This window comes from Sorangium sp. So ce204, assembly GCF_051526795.1.
GTDB lineage: Bacteria > Myxococcota_A > Polyangia > Polyangiales > Polyangiaceae > Sorangium > Sorangium cellulosum_B.
Map to the genome: position 1 here is coordinate 5,720,555 of NZ_CP150317.1, position 16,137 is coordinate 5,736,691.

A 16,137-nucleotide genomic window follows, 5' to 3' on the forward strand; every position below is an offset into this window, starting at 1 on the left:
TAAGGGTGCCCGCCACTCGGCGCGCTCTTGGTTGGCCTGGGTCGACCAGGCAGGTCCTTTGGACTTGGGGGGAGCATGAACGAGCAGACTGCTTTGCGAGTGGACGTTGCGGAGACAACGGCGCCGGTCCTTCAGAAAGAGTACCGGTCCGGAGTCCACGCCAAGCGACAGGATGACGACGGTGGGTGGGGGCTCGTCCTGATCGGGCTCGACGCGCCGCCGCGGATCGTGAGCCTCATGGACGGCGCCGTGATCGGCAGCGCCGCGCGCGACGGGCGCATCGAGGGCCACGGGATCGCGCCGGAGCACGCGAAGATCAGCGTCCGTTCGGACGGTTGCTACATCGAGGACATGGACACCCACGACGGCACGTGGGTGAACGGCGTCCGCGCCCGGCGCATCGGCGTGATGCACGGCGACGTGGTGCGCCTCGGGCATCAGCTCGGGGTCTTCGTCGAGCGGCACCTCGCGCTGTACGACGGCGCGCCGTCTCGGCTCGGACCGCTGGTGTTCGGCTCGAAGCAGCGCAAGGACTGGATCGACCCGGTGATGAAGCTGGTGCAGTCGGGCTCCAGCGTCTGCATCGAGGGCGCGCCCGGGGTCGGGAAGCGGACGCTGGCTCGCCTCGCCGCAGCGGTGCGCGAGGGCCTGGGTGAGACGCTGGTCGTCGACGGCAGCGCCGAGACGAAGCCGGCCATCCCGCCGGGCGCGCGACCGATGACATGGCTCGTCCTCGACGCCGATCGCCTGCCGCGCCCGCAGCAGCTGGAGATCGCGCACTCGGTCGGCCGCTCGAACGGCGTCAGCATCATCGCGACGACCGGACAGCCGCTCGACCGCGCCGCCGGCGACGGGCGCGTGGCGCCGTGGTTCGCGTCGCTCTTCTCCGGCAAGCGGATCACGATCCCGACGCTCGAGATGCGGCGCGAGGACGTGCCGCTCATCGTGCGCGACATCGCGGAGCGCAACGCGATCGGCCTCGATCGCTTCACCCCGCAGCTCCTGGAGGCGCTCGTCCGCGCCGGCTGGCCGGGCGGCGTGCCGCAGCTCGAGTCCGCCATCGTGACCGCAGCCCAGGCTGCGCCGGACGGTCCGCTCTCCGTCACGCCGATCGCGGGATCGCTCGCGCGCGGCCCGCGGGTGAAGCCGAACCTCCCGCCCGCGACGGATCCTTCGCTCGCGCGCGCCCGCCTCGAGGACGCCCTCGCCCGGGCCAACGGCTCCGTCGCGTCGGCTGCGCGTGCCCTGGGCATGTCGCGGCAGGCCATCTACCGCGAGGCCGACCGGCTCGGCCTCGACATCGCGCGCCGCAGGGTCCCGCGCGGCTGAGGGACGCCCGTTTTTCATGCCCGGGAGCCTCGCGTCGCGCCAGCGGGGGGGGCTCTCGGCGCGCTCGATGACGAAGCGCCAGCGCGCCAGGCGGACGTAGAGGCGCGGATCTTCAACCGTAAAATCCGAGAGACGTGTGGCTGACGATCGATCCCTCCTCGGGGTCGACGCACTGCTCGTAGTGCAGCATCTCGCCGCGCGACGACGGCGGGAGCGCGCGGAGCAACGTGTAGATGGGGCCGAGGCCGCAGACGCGACGGCTGGCGAGGTCCCGAGCGACGTCGACGAAGAAGCCCGGCGCGTCGATCGACGTCGCGCGCTCGATCGAGGCGAGATCGCGGTCGCGCAGCGCCGTCCGCTGCCGCTCGTCCAGGGGCGCGGGATCACCGAAGCGCGGGCCGACGTGGGCGAGGTCCGCTCCTGCGATGACGAGGACGCGACCAGGGCGCTTCGCCAGGGCGTCGCGGAGCGCCCTCAGGAACGACTCGGCGCCATCGTCTTGCGCGGGGTCGCGACGCCGCGCCTGACACTCCGAGAGGCCGCAGAGGATGGGCACGATCGACGCCGCGCGGCCGCCAAGGAGGTGCCGCACGAACACGGCCTGAAACTCGATCGAGTGCTCGTTCTTGTGCAGGTACTGGTCCTCGCGCACGTCGAAGCGGCTCGCCGCCGCGAGCTCCGCGATCATCTCTCGATCCGGCTCGAGAGGACCGAGCGGCGTCGCGAACGTCTTCTCACAGACGGCGTACGGACGGCGCATCGCGGCGTGCGACGTCCCGAGCAGAACGAACGTGTCGACCTGATCGAGCCCTGGACCCGCCAGCGCCTGCTCCAGCGCGGCGTAGGCATGCCCGTAGCCCGCCGCGGCGCGCCAGAGATCCATGTGCGGCGCGCAGAGCCCGACCATGCGCGCTGGCGCGCCTTGGGACGCTGCAGCGCGCGTCGCTCCGCCCTGCGGCCGCGCGACCTGGAGGCACTTTCGCTCGATGAAGTCGGCGAGCTTCCGTCGATCGCCGTGGTACGCACCGCCCGCATGCGCGGCCATCCGTATCGGCGCCGCGTCGAACGATTGCACGACGCTCCGCCGGCGCGCGTGGAATCGCGGGCTGTCGAGCATCCACGCGCGTTCCAGCTCGTCGGCCAGCTGCGACACGTGGGCGGCGTCCACGTGCTGGCCCGTCGACCGAGCGACGTCACGCGCGATCTCGTCGATCGGTCGCCTCCCGTCGAAGCGCGCGAGCACGGCAGCGCTCGCGGCGGGAACGACGACCGGAGACGGCGCGATGCCCTCGGTGTCGCGCAGCATCAAGGCGCGGCCATGGCGCTCATCCTGGATGACGACGATCTCGAGGGCTCGAAGCTTCGGGCGCAGCACCGGCATCCAGCGCGAGAATAGCGCGTGCGCGCCCGCCGCCCAGCGCGCGGCCTCGCGCGCATCCGGGAACAGCGCCGACGCCCCCGCGGTCGCAGCGGCAGCTCGCTCCAGAACGGACGGCGCTGGTGCCCTGCGTCAGAGCGCCCGTCGGGATGGCGGATTGCTGCTTCGCAGCGGCGCCGCGTGGCACTAGGGTCGCGGCTCGAAGCTCCGCCCGGCTCCGCACCCCTCCCCTTGCATCGCGGCCGCTTCGGGCTGGCAGTACGTCCGATCACCACGAGCGCGCCTCCGAACGAATGCGTCGAACCACGCCCCTCGATCCATCCGTCCGTGAGGCCGATCTGCTCACCGAGCTCTCGGCCGTGTACCGCGAGGCGGAAGAGGTCTTCAGCGGCTGGACGTGCGAGGCCTCGACCGAGTGCTGTCGGTTCGGCATCACGGGCCGCGAACCGTACGTGACGTCCGTCGAGCTCGCTGCCGTCCGGCGCGCGATCGCGGCGCGCGGGGGCCGCCGAGCGCTCGAGGGGATCGTGCGAGCGGGCGGGGCGGGAGCGCCCGAGCCGGGGGCGTCCGCCGGCGGCCCGAGCCGGCGACGCGAGCTGCCGCAGGCGTCGGAGCGGCGGTGTCCGATGCTCACCGACGCCGGTCGCTGCGCGATCTACGCCGCGAGGCCCCTCGGGTGCCGCACGTTCTTCTGTGATCGCGCCTCCGCTGGATCCCCGGTCCGCCACCACGACGTGACCCGGCTCGTCCGCAAGGTGCAGGAGATCGCCGCGCGACACGAGCCGGGCGGCGACCTCGGCCGTCCGCTCACCCGCGCCCTGACGGAGGCTGGACCGAGCGCCGCGGGCGCGCCGCCCAGGACGAGCGGCGCGGCGCGCGCTCGCCGTGGCCGCTGAGGCGCGCCGCTCAGGTCCGCTCGACGGCCATCACGCCGGGGATCCGCTGCAGCCGCCGGATCACGCTCTTCAGCTGCGCGAGGTCGGAGCACAGGAACGTGAACGTGTTCATCGCCCGACCGTCGTCGCCCGCGCGACAGGTCGCCTCGCTGATGTTGATGCCCTGCTCGTGGAAGGTGTGGCCGACCGTCGCGAGGATGCCCGGCCGGTTCGCCGTCATCACCTTGATCTGCACGGGGCGGTTGATCTTCGCGCGCGCGTCCCAGGAGATCTCCACGCGGCGCTCCGGGTCCGTGTCGAACGCCTTGGCGCAGTTGCGGCGGTGGACGGTGATGCCGCGGCCGCGCGTGATGAAGCCGACGATCTCGTCGCCTGGGAGCGGGTTACAGCACTTCGTGTAGCGGACGAGGACGTCGTCGATGCCGTTCAGCCGGATGCCGTGGCTGTCGCGCCCGGTGACCTTGCGGACGAGCGACTCGATGCGCCCCTCCTTGATCGACTCGGGCGGCGGGGTCGGCGTGCCCTTCTCGTTCTCCTTGGGCGTGGGCGCGAGGAACTCGCACACCGCGCGGACGCTCACCTTGCCATAGCCGACCGAGATGAAGAGCTCATCGGCCGAGGTGACCCCGAAGCGATCCATGACCTTTCGCAGCTCGCCCTCGTGCTTCGTGAGGCGACTCAGGCTCATGCTGCGCTGGTGCATCTCCTTCTCGAGGAGCTCACGACCGAGCTTGAGCGACTTCTCCCTCTGCTCCGTGCGCAGGAAGTTGCGGATCTTCGAGCGCGCGCGGCTGGTCGAGACGTAATCAAGCCAGTCCTTCGAAGGGTGCTGGCTCGGGTTGGTCATCACCTCCACCACGTCGCCGTTCCGGAGCTTCGATCGGAGCGGGACGATGGCGCCGTTGACCCGCGCCCCCGAGCAGTGCTCGCCGACCTGGGTGTGAATCGCGTACGCGAAGTCGATGGGCGTCGAGCCGCGGGGGAAGACGCGCACGTCGCCCTTCGGCGTGAAGACGTACACCTCGTCCTGGAACAGGTCGACCTTGACGCTCTCCAGGAACTCGGCCGGATCCTTGAGCTCCTTCTGGAACTCCATCAGCTGGCGGAGCCAGCCGAACCGCGCGGCGTCCTTCGGGTCGATGCCGCCGGAGTTGTTCTCCTTGTACTTCCAGTGCGCCGCGATGCCCTGCTCCGCGACGCGGTGCATCTCGTGGGTGCGGATCTGGATCTCGATCCGCTCGCGCCCGGGTCCGATCACCGTCGTGTGCAGCGACTGGTACATGTTCGGCTTGGGCAGCGCGACGTAGTCCTTGAAGCGGCCGGGGACCGGGGTCCACTGCGAGTGGATCACGCCGAGCGTCGCGTAGCAGTCGGCCACCGACTCGACGAGGACCCGGAACGCGATGACGTCATAGACCTGATCGAAATCGCACTGCTGCGCCTGCATCTTGCGCCAGATCGAGTAGAGGTGCTTCGCTCGGCCGGTGACGTCGACCGCGAAGCCCTGCTCCGCGAGCTTGCCCGCGAGCACCTTCGAGACCTCGTGGATGTACTTGTCCCGCTCCTTCGCGGTCGTCTTGACCTTCTGCGAGAGGTCCGACCAGGCTTCCGGCTCGATGTACCTGAACGACAGGTCCTCGAGCTCGCTCTTGAAGCGCGCGATGCCGAGGCGGTTCGCGAGCGGCGCGTAGATCTCCATCGTCTCCCGGGCGATCCGGTCCTGCGCCTCGGGCTTCATGAACTCGAGCGTCCGCATGTTGTCGAGGCGGTCGCACAGCTTCACGAGGAGCACGCGGATGTCCCGCGCCATCGCCACCAGCATCTTGCGGAAGTTCTCGGCTTGCCGATCTTCCTTGGAAGCGAAGTTGATCTTCGAGAGCTTCGTCACGCCGTCGACGAGGAACGCCACCTCCTGGCCGAAGCTGTTCTCGATGTCGGTGGTCGTCGCGAGCGTGTCCTCGACGACATCGTGCAAGAGCCCGGCGCAGACGCTCGCCGTGTCCAGCTTGAGCTCGGTGATGATCGCGGCGACGCTCGCCGGGTGGGAAAAGTAAGGGTCGCCGCTCTTGCGGGTCTGCCCTTTGTGAGCATCAGAGCTGTAGGCGTAGGCCCGGGCGATGAGATCGACGTCTGCTGCCGGCTGATAGGTCCGGACGCGATCGACAAGCTCCGTCAACGTCAGCATGAAGAGTTCGGTGGGCGCAATGCGCCCCCTCCCTTTCGCACGCTAACACCGCGATCTAGACCTCGCAATTGTGTCACCATGCGCGGCGCGCGCGCACGCGCGGAGTAAGGTGCCCGGGCGCGTTGCCCGGCGCAGGGCACGCGCGCTCCGCCGCGCGTTCTCGTCGTCATCCACGCCATCCACGCCATCCGCGCCATCCGCGTCATCCACGCCGTCCTCGTCCTCACCTCGGTTCATCTCGGAGTTTCCGCTTCGCCCGCTTGCGTCGGGTCGAATGTTGTCGCGGATGCATGAAAACCATGGAGCCGATCACCGTCTACGTCCACTTCCCCTGGTGCCTCAAGAAGTGTCCCTACTGCGACTTCGTGTCTTTCGCGAAGGCGCGGGAGGCGATCGACCACCGCGGCTATGCCGACGCCGTGCTGGCCGAGCTGCGGAAGCGGGAGGATGTGCTGGGCGAGCGCGAGCTCCGGAGCATCTTCTTCGGCGGCGGGACGCCGTCCCTGTGGGAGCCGGACGAGATGGGCAGGGTGCTGTCGGCCGTCACCGCGGCCGCCGGCCGGCTCTCGCCGGACCTCGAGGTGACCGTGGAGTGCAACCCGACCTCGCTCGATGAGCAGCGAGCCCGGGCGTTCCGAGCGATCGGGGTGAACAGGCTCAGCGTCGGAGTTCAGGGCCTCGACGTCGAGCGCCTCCGGTTCCTCGGGCGCCTGCACGACCCAGACGGCGGGCTCGGCGCGCTCTCGGCGGCGCTCCGGTCCGGGATGCCGCGCGTGAGCGGCGATCTCATCTACGGTGTCGCGGTCGGAACGGTCGAGGCGGCGCGGGAGCAGCGCCCCGAGCAGGCCGCCGCCGAGGCGCGCGCCGTGGCCTCGACGGGGGTGACGCATATCTCGGCGTACAGCCTGACGGTCGAGCCCGGCACCTCGTTCGGAGAGCTCGCGCGGCGCGGTCGCCTGCCGCTCGCCGGAGACGATGGCGTTGCGGACACGTTCTTCGCCATCGACGAGGCCCTCGAGGCCGAGGGGCTCGCCCATTACGAGGTGTCGAACTACGCGAGGCCAGGCGACGAGGCGCGCCACAACCTGGGTTACTGGCAAGGCATCGACTACATAGGTCTCGGGTGCGCCGCCTACGGGACGGTCTCGCGCCCGGATCCGCGCTGGGGCCTGCGCTCGGCCGGCGCGGAGGGCCATGACGGAGAAGCGTCCGCGGTCCGATACCGGAACATCGTGAGTCCAGAACGGTACATGGCTGCGATGGCCGAGGGCGGCGAGGCGATCGCCGTGGAGAGCGAGGAGCGGCTCGCCCCGGAGACGCGGCTGTCCGAGCGGATCATGCTCGGGCTGCGGCTGCGCGAGGGGCTCGATCTCGAGGCCGCCGCGGCGGCGCTCGGGGTGCCGGCGTGGCCGCCCTCGCGGCGGAGGGCCGCAGAGCGGCTCGAGCGCGCCGGCCGCCTGGAGGTGGCCGGCGGGCGGGTCCGCGTCCCGCGAGCCGCCTGGGTCTTCGCCGACGGCGTCGCGGCCGACCTGTTCTGAAGCAGCGCCGCGAGGGCGTCGCGTGGGCGCGCCGCGCTCGCGGTGGACGCCGGGCCGGGACCGCGCTCCGATGAGCGTCCCATGAGCCGTTTGCCTACCGTCGAGGACATCCGCGACGCCGCCGTGCGCATCGCGCCCCACGCCCACGTGACGCCCGTCATGACCAGCCGGACGATCGACGGTATCGCCGGGGCGCGCGTCTTCTTCAAGTGCGAGAACCTGCAGCGGGTCGGGGCGTTCAAGTTCCGCGGCGCGAGCAACGCGGTCATGTCCCTCTCGGACGAGGAGGCGCGGCGCGGCGTCGCGACCCACTCCTCGGGCAACCACGCCGCCGCGCTCGCGCTCGCGGCCCGAATCCGCGGCGTCGCCGCGTACATCGTGATGCCCGAGAACGCGCCCGCGGTGAAGCGCGCCGCCGTGGAGGGCTACGGCGCCCGGGTCGTGAGCTGCGCCCCCACGCTCCGGTCGCGCGAGGAGACGATCGCCCGCGTGATCTCCGAGACGGGCGCGATCTTCGTCCATCCCTACAACGACCCGCGCATCATCGCCGGCCAGGGCACGGCCGCGCTGGAGCTCGCGGCCCAGGTGGACGATCTCGACGCCGTGGTTGCGCCCGTGGGCGGCGGCGGGCTGCTCTCCGGGACCGCCATCGCCACCGGCTCGCTGTCGCGCGCGCGCACGATCGGCGCCGAGCCCGAGGCCGCGGACGACGCGGCACGATCGATGCGCGAAGGGAGGATCGTCCCCTCGAACGACCCGGTCACGATCGCCGACGGCCTCCGCACGTCGCTCGGCGAGCTCACCTTCGCGGTCCTGCGCGAGCGCGGGGTCGAGATCGTCACCGTGAGCGAAGAGGACATCGTCAAGGCGATGCGCGTCGTCTGGGAGCGGATGAAGCTCGTCATCGAGCCGAGCGCGGCCGTCCCGGTGGCGGCGGTCCTGCGGCGTTTGGTCCAGGGGGCGCGGATCGGCGTCATCGTGAGCGGAGGCAACGTCGATTTGACCCGGCTCCCGTTCACCTGAGCGCGATCGCGGCAGCCACACCGGCTCCCAGCTTCGCCGCGCCCGCGCGGGGAAGCTCGACCTTCACCTGAGCGCGCCCGGGCGTTCGAGCTGCCCGCGAGGCGCGCTGGCGCTCCCCGCGCGCACGCGCACGCTCACGTGCCGCGCCGCGCTCGCGCGAAGCGCAAGGTGGCGCGTACGGCGCTCGGCCCCGGGCCGGGCGGCGCCGCTGCGACCGACCGCCCTTGCGCGTCGAGGATGCGCGAGCCGCCCTGGCCGTCGAGCGCAGGGCGGGAGGGCCCCCAGTTGGCGTTCACGATCGAGATGCGATGGCGCCGGGCAAGCACGGGCAGGAGATCGGCGCGCATGTCCTCTTCCCCCGGCGAGTCGACCCACGCCGTGGGGAAGAGCAGCAGATCGGCCTCGTCGAGCGCGTCGCCCGCGTCTTCGGAGACGAAGTGAACATCGAAGCAGATCGCGACGGTGAGCTTGACGCCGCGCAGCTCGAGGACCGGCGTCCCGAGATCCCCCGGCGCCGCCCAGCGCTCCGGGAACCACGGATGACGCTTGCGGTAATGGCCCACGCGCCGTCCTTCGCCGTCGAAGACGAGCAGGCTGTTGTAAAAGCGGCCCCCGCTCGCCTCGACGAGGGGGCCGGCCAGCGCGATCCCGTGCCTTCGCGCGAGCGCGGCGAGCCGCTCCGCCGACTCTCCGTCGATCGGCTCCGCGAAGCGGCGCAGATCGCTGTCGCCCCGCGGCGAGACATAGCCCGTGAGGATGAGCTCGGACAGCAGCACCAGGTCTGCCCCCGCAAGCGCTGGCGAGCCGAGGAGACCGTCGATCTCGGCAAGCGCGCCCCTTCGGTCGCCGAAGCGCTGCGGCAGCTCGAGCGCGACAACGTCGAGGGAGCGATCGCTCAAGGACACCACCGGACGCCCCCGCACCGCGAGCACGCTCGCGCGCCGCCCGCCGGCGATCCGGTCGCATCGCCCCGGACAGCGCACGGCGAAGCCACGGGGCGCCTCTGGCTCAGCGGTGGTTCCGCGCGACCTGGAGCTGGTGGAGGCTCACCGCCAGGTCGACCTGGCGGCGAAGATCCGAGGCGATCCAGGGCTTCGTGATGATCCGGAAGGCCGCGCTCTCCCGGGAGATCTTCTGGATCTGCTCGACGTCCGTCGGGGCGCAGACCAGCACCGGGACGTAGCTCAGCCCCTGCCGGCGCAGCTCACGCAGCAGCGCGAGCCCGCTGAAATGAGGCATCCGGTAGTCGGCGACGACCACGGCGGGCGGCTCCTTCACCGCGGCCGCCAGCGCGCGGCGAGGGTCCCCGAAGGTGCGCACCTGGTAGCCGGAGCGGAGCGCCCGATCCATGAGGTCCAGGTTGAGCTCCTCATCGTCGACGGCGTAGAGGAGGGCTCCTTGGCCCCGACCACTCGAAGGTGGCGGCATGCTGCCGGAGTGCGGGGCATTGCCCATCAATCGCGAGGGTATCAGACCTCGTTCTCCTGCACCACGCGCTCAAGCCGAGGCGATCTGGTTGCCTGCATCACGCCAGCGAAGGACGGCCAGGCGCGCGACACAGCGGGGAGGCCAGCAGATGTGGGCGCCGCTTCGCCCTGGCGCCCTGCCTCGCGTCGCTTGAGCGGGCCTCGAGGCGGCGCGAGCGATCAACCTGGACCGGCAGCGGCGTTCACGATCCACTCCGGCGGCGTTCGGCGGTAAGAGATCAAGGGATGTCCGCTCGCGATGGATTGCTCGAGGTCGGCGCGCTCGTGGACGGCCGGTATCAGGTGCTCGGCCACCTCGGGAGCGGCGGCCATAGCGTCGTCTACGATGCGCGCCAGATCGTGACCACCCAGCGCGTAGCGCTCAAGCTGCTTCGGCCGGAGGTGCTGCGGCGCTCGCGCGAGTCGAGCTCCCAGGAAGCGCGCTTCGAGCGGGAGATGCAGGTCATCGCCCAGCTGAGCCACCCGAACATCGTTCGCCTGCTCGACGCCGGGCGCCTGCCCGAGGGCGAGCTCTACCTGGCACTCGAGTACGTCGACGGCGAGACGCTGACCGCGCGCTGCCAGCGCACGAGGGGGGTCGAGCCGAACGAGGCCAAGCGGCTGATGCTGCAGGTGCTCGACGCCATCGGCTTCGCCCACGAGCGCGGCGTCATTCACCGCGACCTCAAGCCGCAGAACATCATGGTCGCCGGGTCGGGCAAGCGGACGCACGCCAAGGTGCTGGATTTCGGCATCGCCGCGCTCATCGGCGAGGCCCGCTCCACCGACTACCGCGCGCTCACCCCCACCGGGGAGTTCAACGGGACGCCGGCCTACATGGCCCCGGAGCAGCTCGTGCAGTCCACCCCGACCACAGCGGCGGACATCTATGCATGGGGGCTCACCTTTCTCGAGTGCCTGATCGGCGCGCCCGTGATGCACGAGGCGACGATCGCCGAGGTCATCTTCCGCCAGCTGAGCCCCGAGCCGGTGCCGATCCCCCGCGCCCTCCGCGGCCACCCCCTCGGCGCGCTGCTCGAACAAGTGACCGCCAAGTCGCCGGCGCACCGCTTCCGGTCCGCCCGCGACGCCTACGAGCTGCTGGAGGAGTGCGATGTGTCGGGGATCCCGTGGCCGCTGCCGCCCGATCCTGGACCCACCGCCTCGCTGAAGGAGCGCGGCGGCGCGCTGGAGCAGCGGGCAATCTCGACGCGACCGGCGCGGCGGGTCGAGGCCGAGCTGGAGACCCAGCCCGTGCCCTCCTCCGGGCAGAGCGAGGCCGAGCAGGAGACCCAGCCCGTGCCCTCCGAGCAGATCGCGTCGCTGCCGGGCACGGTGCGCAAATCCCCCGAGCAGCAGCGGCAGGACGAGCGGCTCGGCGCCGCGCCGACGCTCGCGATCCCAGGCCGCAACGTCGCGCCCGCCGCGGCGCCGGCGAGGCCGATCCGCAACGCGTCGATCCACCTCGGCGCCTCGGGGGGCCCGCCGACGGCGCCGGCGACGAGCTTCACGTCCCGCCCCAGCGTCGCGCCCGGGACGCGGCCGATGTCCACCACCGGCCGCGGCGAGCGCCGCCAGCTCACCGTGCTGGTCTGCGGGCTCGCCGGCGCCGAGCGCATCGCGGACACGGTCGACAGCGAGGCGTTCCACGAGCTCGTCCAGATGTACCAGGCGGTGTGCGCCCAGGTGATCGGGGCGCAAGAGGGGGTCTTCCTCCGCTCCCCGGGCGAGGAGACGATCGCGTATTTCGGCCACCCCGTCGCGAGGGAGGACGACGCCCTCCGCGCCGTGCAGGCGGCGCTCGATCTGGTCGAGCACATGTCCCGCCTGAACGCGCGTGAGCTCGTGTCCATGCCGCTGTCCGTGCAGGTCGGCGTGCACACCGGGATCGTCGTCGTGGCGGACAGCGACGCCGCGCCATCGCTCGCAGGCCCGACCTTGAACGCCGCGACGCAGCTGAAGGCCCACGCGGAGCCGGGCACGGTGCTCGTGAGCCGCGCGACGCTGAAGCTCGTCGAGGGCTATTACCACGTGGACGCGCTCGGCGAGATCAGCCCGAAGGAGGCGCGCCAGCCGATCGAGGTCTTCGCGGTGCACGGGCGCACGACCGCGCGGGACCGGCTGGACGCGAGGATGCAGCACGGGCTCACGCCGCTCGTCGGGAGAGACAGCGAGCTCGACGAGATCGCGTCCCGGTGGACGCGGGCCGCGGGGGGCGCGGGGCAGGTCGTGCTGATGACGGGCGAGGCGGGGATCGGCAAGTCGCGGAGCGTGCGCGCGTTCCGCGACCGGCTGGCCGGGACGCCGCACCTGTGGCTCGAGGCGCGCTGCTCGCCGCAGCTCCAGAACAGCGCCTTCTATCCGGTGATCGAGCTGCTCAACGCGCTGCTCGCGGGCGACCGCGAGCGCGCGAGCACGCTGAGCGGCGCCGCGCCGTCGACGGAGCGCGGCGCAGGGCTCGAGCCGCGCGAAGACCGGCTCGCGCGGCTGGAGAAGCTGCTCGCCGACGCGGAGGCGGGGCCGCTCGCCGTGCCGCTGCTCGCCGCGCTGCTGTCGATCCCGACCGAGGGACGCCACCCCATGCCGGCGCTCACCCCGCAGCGCCAGCGGCAGGAGACCATCTCCTCGCTCCTGCAGCTCTTCCTCGGGCTCGCCGATCGGCAGCCGCTCGTGCTCACGGCCGAGGACCTGCACTGGGCCGACCCGTCGACCCTGGAGCTGCTCGGCCGGCTCATCGACGAGGGGCGGCCGTCTCCGCTGCTGCTGCTCCTGACCGCGCGCCCGACGTTCGCGCCGCCGTGGCCGGTGCGCTCGCACTTCACCCAGCTCTACCTCGCCCCGCTCAGCGCCGAGCGGATGCGGGCCCTCGTCCAGCAGCTGGCCGGCGCGTACGCGACGAGCGGCGCGCCGGGCACGAAGGCGTCGCTGCCAGACGAGGTGATCCGGACGCTCGCGGAGCGCAGCGATGGCGTCCCGCTGTTCGCCGAGGAGCTCACGCGCATGGTGGTCGAGTCGGCCGCCGCGCAGGCCGCCGCCGGGGAGTCGACCGGCGCGCCGAGCGCCGCGCGCCAGGGGGTGGACGCGCTCGAGATCCCGACCACCCTCCAGCACTCGCTGATGTCGCGCCTCGATCGCCTGGGCCCTGCCAAGGAGGTCGCGCAGCTCTGCGCGGTGTTCGGCCGATCGTTCGGCTACGAGGCGCTCGAGCTGTGCGCGGCGGGCAGCGCGGGCGCGGAGCCGCTGCTCATGGCGTCGAGCCCCGAGGCGCTGCGCGAGGCGCTCGCGCAGCTCGTCGACGCCGAGCTGCTCTTCCAGCGGGGGCGCCCCCCGCGCTCGACGTACACGTTCAAGCACGCGCTGGTGCAGGACGCCGCCTACCAGTCGCTGCTCCGCAGCACCCGGCAGGTGTACCACGCGCGCATCGCCGCCGTCCTCGCCGAGCGCACCACGAATACGCCGCCCGAGCTGCTCGCGCGGCACTACACCGAGGCCGCGCTGATCGGCCCCGCCGTCGCCGCGTGGCAGCGCGCGGGCGAGGCCTCGCTGTTCTCGTCCGCGCACGCCGAGGCGATCAGCCAGCTCAGCCGCGGGCTGGAGCTCCTCAAGCAGCTCCCGGAGACCAGCGAGCGAATGCGCGACGAGATCACGCTGCAGACCACGCTCGGCGTCCCGCTGATGATCACGCGCGGCTACGCCGCCCCGGAGGTCGAGGCGACGTACGCGCGCGCGCACGCGCTCTGCCGCGAGGCGGGCTCCTCGCCGCAGCTCTTCCCCGCGCTGTGGGGGCTCTGGATCTTCTTCCACGTCCGCGGCGACTACGCGCTGGCGGAGCAGCACGGCGAGCAGCTGCTCGCGCTCGCCGAGAGCACGGGCGACGCCGGCATCACGCTGGGCGCCCACCAGGCGCTCGGCGCGACGCGCTTCCTCCGAGGGCACCTCCGCGAGGCGCGCGAGCACTTCAACAAGGTGCTCGCGCTCTACGATCCCGCGCGCCACCTCCCGCTCGCCTTCCTCTTCGGCCAGGACGCCGCGGCGTTCTCGCTGTCTCACCTCGCCTGGATCGCGTTCCACCTCGGCGAGCCGGAGCGCGCCAGGGCCTCGGTCGACGAGGCGATCGCGCTGTGCGAGGAGCTGAACCAGCCCGTGAGCCGCGGCTTCGTCGAGCACTTCGCGGCCGTGCTGTGCTGCCTGCTCGGCGATGTCGCGGGCGCGGAGGCGCACGCGCACGCGCTCGGCAAGCTCTCCGAGGAGGTGGGCATGCCCCACTGGGCGGCGCTCAGCCAGATCGACCTCGGATGGGCGACGGCGGCGCGCGCGGCCGAGGGGCCGGCCGGCGAGGCGGCGCGCGCGCGGTACGCCGAGGGCGCCGCGCGCATCCGCGGAGGCCTGGCGATGCTGACGGGCGTCGGCAGCCGCGTGTCGCTCACCTACTGGCGGTCAGCGCTCATCGAGGCGGAGCTCGGCGCGGGCAACGTCGACGAGGCGAGCGCGCTGCTCGCCGACACGCTGGCCTTCGTCGAGAAGAGCGACGAGCGCTACTTCGAGCCAGAGCTCTACCGTCTCGAGGGCGAGATCGCCCTCGTGCGCGGCGCGCCGACGGCCGCGGAGGCGCGGGATCGGGCCGAGGCGGCCTTCCGGCGCGGGCGCGAGATCGCGGAGGGTCAGGGCGCGCTCGGCCTCCTGGCGCAGCTCTCCGAGCGCCGCGCGGCCCGCCCCTGAGCGGAGCGCGGCGCGCTGGGGGAGAAGGAGCGCGGCGCTAGAGCTCGCCGTGGATGGGCATCGGCACCCGCCAGGCGACGATCTCGGCGTGCTGCTCGCGGCTGAAGGGCCGCTCGAGGAGCCGCGCGCAGGACTGCCGTGAGCGGAACAGCTCGAGGATGTAGCCCATGCGCTCGGGCAGCGACGCCCAGTCCTCTGCGCCGCAGCCGTGCGTCGTCTGGTCGTGCGCGTCGTACTCGCTCAGGAGGTCGAAGAGCTCGCGATCCTCGATGGTCGCCAGCTCCGCGCAGTGGAGCGGCAAGCCGGGCGGCGCGGGCAGGTCGTGGCCGAGATCGAGGAGCTCGTCCGGCAGGCGCATGGTCATCATTTCCTTCGTGGCCAGCAGGCGCCAGACCACCTGCACCTTCTCCGCCTGCTCGCGGATCACGGACCTGAGCGCCTCGGGCAGGTGCCGTCCGGGGACGCCGATCGCGTCGCGCAGGCAGCGGACGGGCGCGTTGAGCGCCCTCGCGATGTACGGCTGGAGCCGCACCTGCTCGTGCAGCCCGACGAGCGCGTTGGCGAGGAGGACCAGCTCCGCTTTCCTGTCCTTCTCCTCCGTGAGCATCGCCTCGTGGTAGCGCGCCATGGCGCTGCGGAGCAGCCCCTGTCCCCCCTCTCGGGACTGCCCTGTCTGCAGCCCGTCGAGCAGCGCGGCGAGCTGCGCGTCGCCGGGCCGCGGGCACTCTCGATAGAGGTGGATCATGCGGACGAACAGGGGTCCGAGCTCCTCGAAGACCTTGAGATTGCCGAGGGCGATGTCCGAGCTCAGCTCGCGCAAGATCCGCTCCGGGATCTCCATCAGATCGAGTCCATGACCCCACCAGGGCGTGAGCAGGTTGACGCCGCTGGCGAGCGGCGAGCGCTGGGGCTCGCCCTTGCCGCGCCCCGTCGCGATGCCGGCGCGCTGCGAGATCACCTCCCGCTCGTCCTCGTCCGAGAGGATCAGCTGCCGGAGCACCGCCGGCACCTCCTCGTTGCGGATGAACCGCCCCGCCGTCTTCGAGGCCCACGTGGCGAAGGTGCACCAGTGCGCGTTGCGTCCGCCGAGCAGCTTCACGAGCTCCGCGGAGATCTCGTAGTAGCACTGGGTGATGAGCAGGTTGCGCAGCACCGGCTGCCGCTCCAGCGCGATGACCGCGGGCACGTGGTCGAGCAGCGAAGGCAGCTCGGACGCCTCCGAGAACCGCACGCCGGAGTGCGTCCTCGCGGTGGTCCGCGTCGCGCGCTCCACGACGCCGCTCCGCGTCCGGAGCGCCTGCGCCTCCGCGGGCGACGAGAGGGAGGGCCGATAGACACCATCCTGGAAATGGCCGGAGTGCTCGCTCGCCGGTACCGCAGCCATCAGCGGCTTCACAGGGGTCGTCATTCTCCCGTGTTATCTCCGATCACTACCAGCTGTCCATACCTGTCCATAAGTTCATGATGAAAAAGGCCGGCTGGCGCGCGGGGTGCTGAACATGTGACGCCGGTTACACGGCGGCATGTTCAGCGGTGTTTGGCCACGCTCGGACACGCTTGGGCGCGTTAGGCCGCGCTCGGCCGATTGAGCACGCGCCAGCGG

At 71.9% G+C, this 16,137-nt stretch carries 10 protein-coding genes; 5 read left to right on the forward strand and 5 right to left on the reverse strand.

The features are described 5' to 3' along the window. The first annotated feature begins 99 nt into the window (after positions 1-99). Positions 100-1,329 (forward strand): FHA domain-containing protein, encoded by a 1,230-nt coding sequence (locus tag WMF22_RS21285; RefSeq protein WP_437301585.1) that lies wholly within the window; start codon positions 100-102, stop codon positions 1,327-1,329. Between the two features lie 112 nt (positions 1,330-1,441). Here WMF22_RS21285 and amrB read toward each other — a convergent pair whose 3' ends face one another. Further along, positions 1,442-2,710 carry an AmmeMemoRadiSam system protein B gene (gene amrB / locus WMF22_RS21290; RefSeq protein ID WP_438036837.1) on the reverse strand — a complete coding sequence of 423 codons (1,269 nt, stop codon included), beginning with the start codon at positions 2,708-2,710 and terminating at the stop codon, positions 1,442-1,444. Positions 2,711-3,000: 290 nt separating this feature from the next. On the opposite strand from amrB, the gene WMF22_RS21295 reads away from it, so the two are divergent. Further along, a complete protein-coding gene (locus tag WMF22_RS21295; RefSeq protein ID WP_438036838.1) occupies positions 3,001-3,603 on the forward strand; it encodes a YkgJ family cysteine cluster protein in 603 nt (200 codons plus the stop codon). 10 nt (positions 3,604-3,613) lie between these two features. Here WMF22_RS21295 and WMF22_RS21300 read toward each other — a convergent pair whose 3' ends face one another. Then, on the reverse strand, positions 3,614-5,788 hold the full coding sequence (locus WMF22_RS21300) for a RelA/SpoT family protein (protein WP_437300868.1): 2,175 nt from the start codon (positions 5,786-5,788) through the stop codon (positions 3,614-3,616). A gap of 290 nt (positions 5,789-6,078) precedes the next feature. Here WMF22_RS21300 and hemW point away from each other — a divergent pair, with 290 nt between their 5' ends. Beyond that, positions 6,079-7,326, forward strand: coding sequence for a radical SAM family heme chaperone HemW (gene hemW / locus WMF22_RS21305; RefSeq protein WP_437300869.1), 1,248 nt, complete (start codon positions 6,079-6,081; stop codon positions 7,324-7,326). Positions 7,327-7,407: 81 nt separating this feature from the next. Continuing rightward, a complete protein-coding gene (locus WMF22_RS21310; RefSeq protein WP_438036839.1) occupies positions 7,408-8,349 on the forward strand; it encodes a pyridoxal-phosphate dependent enzyme in 942 nt (313 codons plus the stop codon). A gap of 134 nt (positions 8,350-8,483) precedes the next feature. On the opposite strand, the gene WMF22_RS21315 is transcribed toward WMF22_RS21310, so the two are convergent. Both WMF22_RS21315 and WMF22_RS21320 read right to left on the reverse strand, forming a co-directional pair. After that, complete coding sequence (locus WMF22_RS21315; RefSeq protein WP_438036840.1) at positions 8,484-9,254, reverse strand: carbon-nitrogen hydrolase family protein; 771 nt, start codon at positions 9,252-9,254, stop codon at positions 8,484-8,486. Positions 9,255-9,357: 103 nt separating this feature from the next. After that, on the reverse strand, positions 9,358-9,804 hold the full coding sequence (locus WMF22_RS21320) for a response regulator (RefSeq protein WP_012236479.1): 447 nt from the start codon (positions 9,802-9,804) through the stop codon (positions 9,358-9,360). Between the two features lie 257 nt (positions 9,805-10,061). Here WMF22_RS21320 and WMF22_RS21325 point away from each other — a divergent pair, with 257 nt between their 5' ends. Further along, positions 10,062-14,534 (forward strand): protein kinase domain-containing protein, encoded by a 4,473-nt coding sequence (locus WMF22_RS21325; protein WP_437300871.1) that lies wholly within the window; start codon positions 10,062-10,064, stop codon positions 14,532-14,534. 37 nt (positions 14,535-14,571) lie between these two features. On the opposite strand, the gene WMF22_RS21330 is transcribed toward WMF22_RS21325, so the two are convergent. Further along, on the reverse strand, positions 14,572-15,918 hold the full coding sequence (locus tag WMF22_RS21330; protein WP_438036841.1) for a hypothetical protein: 1,347 nt from the start codon (positions 15,916-15,918) through the stop codon (positions 14,572-14,574). Between the last annotated feature and the right edge of the window lie 219 nt (positions 15,919-16,137).

Excerpts from the sequence above, each read along its gene's own strand:
- amrB (WP_438036837.1), bottom strand. The coding sequence starts at position 2,710 with ATGCCGGTGCTGCGCCCGAAGCTTCGAGCCCTCGAGATCGTCGTCATC.
- WMF22_RS21295 (WP_438036838.1), top strand. The coding sequence starts at position 3,001 with ATGCGTCGAACCACGCCCCTCGATCCATCCGTCCGTGAGGCCGATCTG.
- WMF22_RS21300 (WP_437300868.1), bottom strand. The coding sequence starts at position 5,788 with ATGCTGACGTTGACGGAGCTTGTCGATCGCGTCCGGACCTATCAGCCG.
- hemW (WP_437300869.1), top strand. The coding sequence starts at position 6,079 with ATGAAAACCATGGAGCCGATCACCGTCTACGTCCACTTCCCCTGGTGC.
- WMF22_RS21310 (WP_438036839.1), top strand. The coding sequence starts at position 7,408 with ATGAGCCGTTTGCCTACCGTCGAGGACATCCGCGACGCCGCCGTGCGC.
- WMF22_RS21320 (WP_012236479.1), bottom strand. The coding sequence starts at position 9,804 with ATGGGCAATGCCCCGCACTCCGGCAGCATGCCGCCACCTTCGAGTGGT.
- WMF22_RS21325 (WP_437300871.1), top strand. The coding sequence starts at position 10,062 with ATGTCCGCTCGCGATGGATTGCTCGAGGTCGGCGCGCTCGTGGACGGC.
- WMF22_RS21330 (WP_438036841.1), bottom strand. The coding sequence starts at position 15,918 with ATGGCTGCGGTACCGGCGAGCGAGCACTCCGGCCATTTCCAGGATGGT.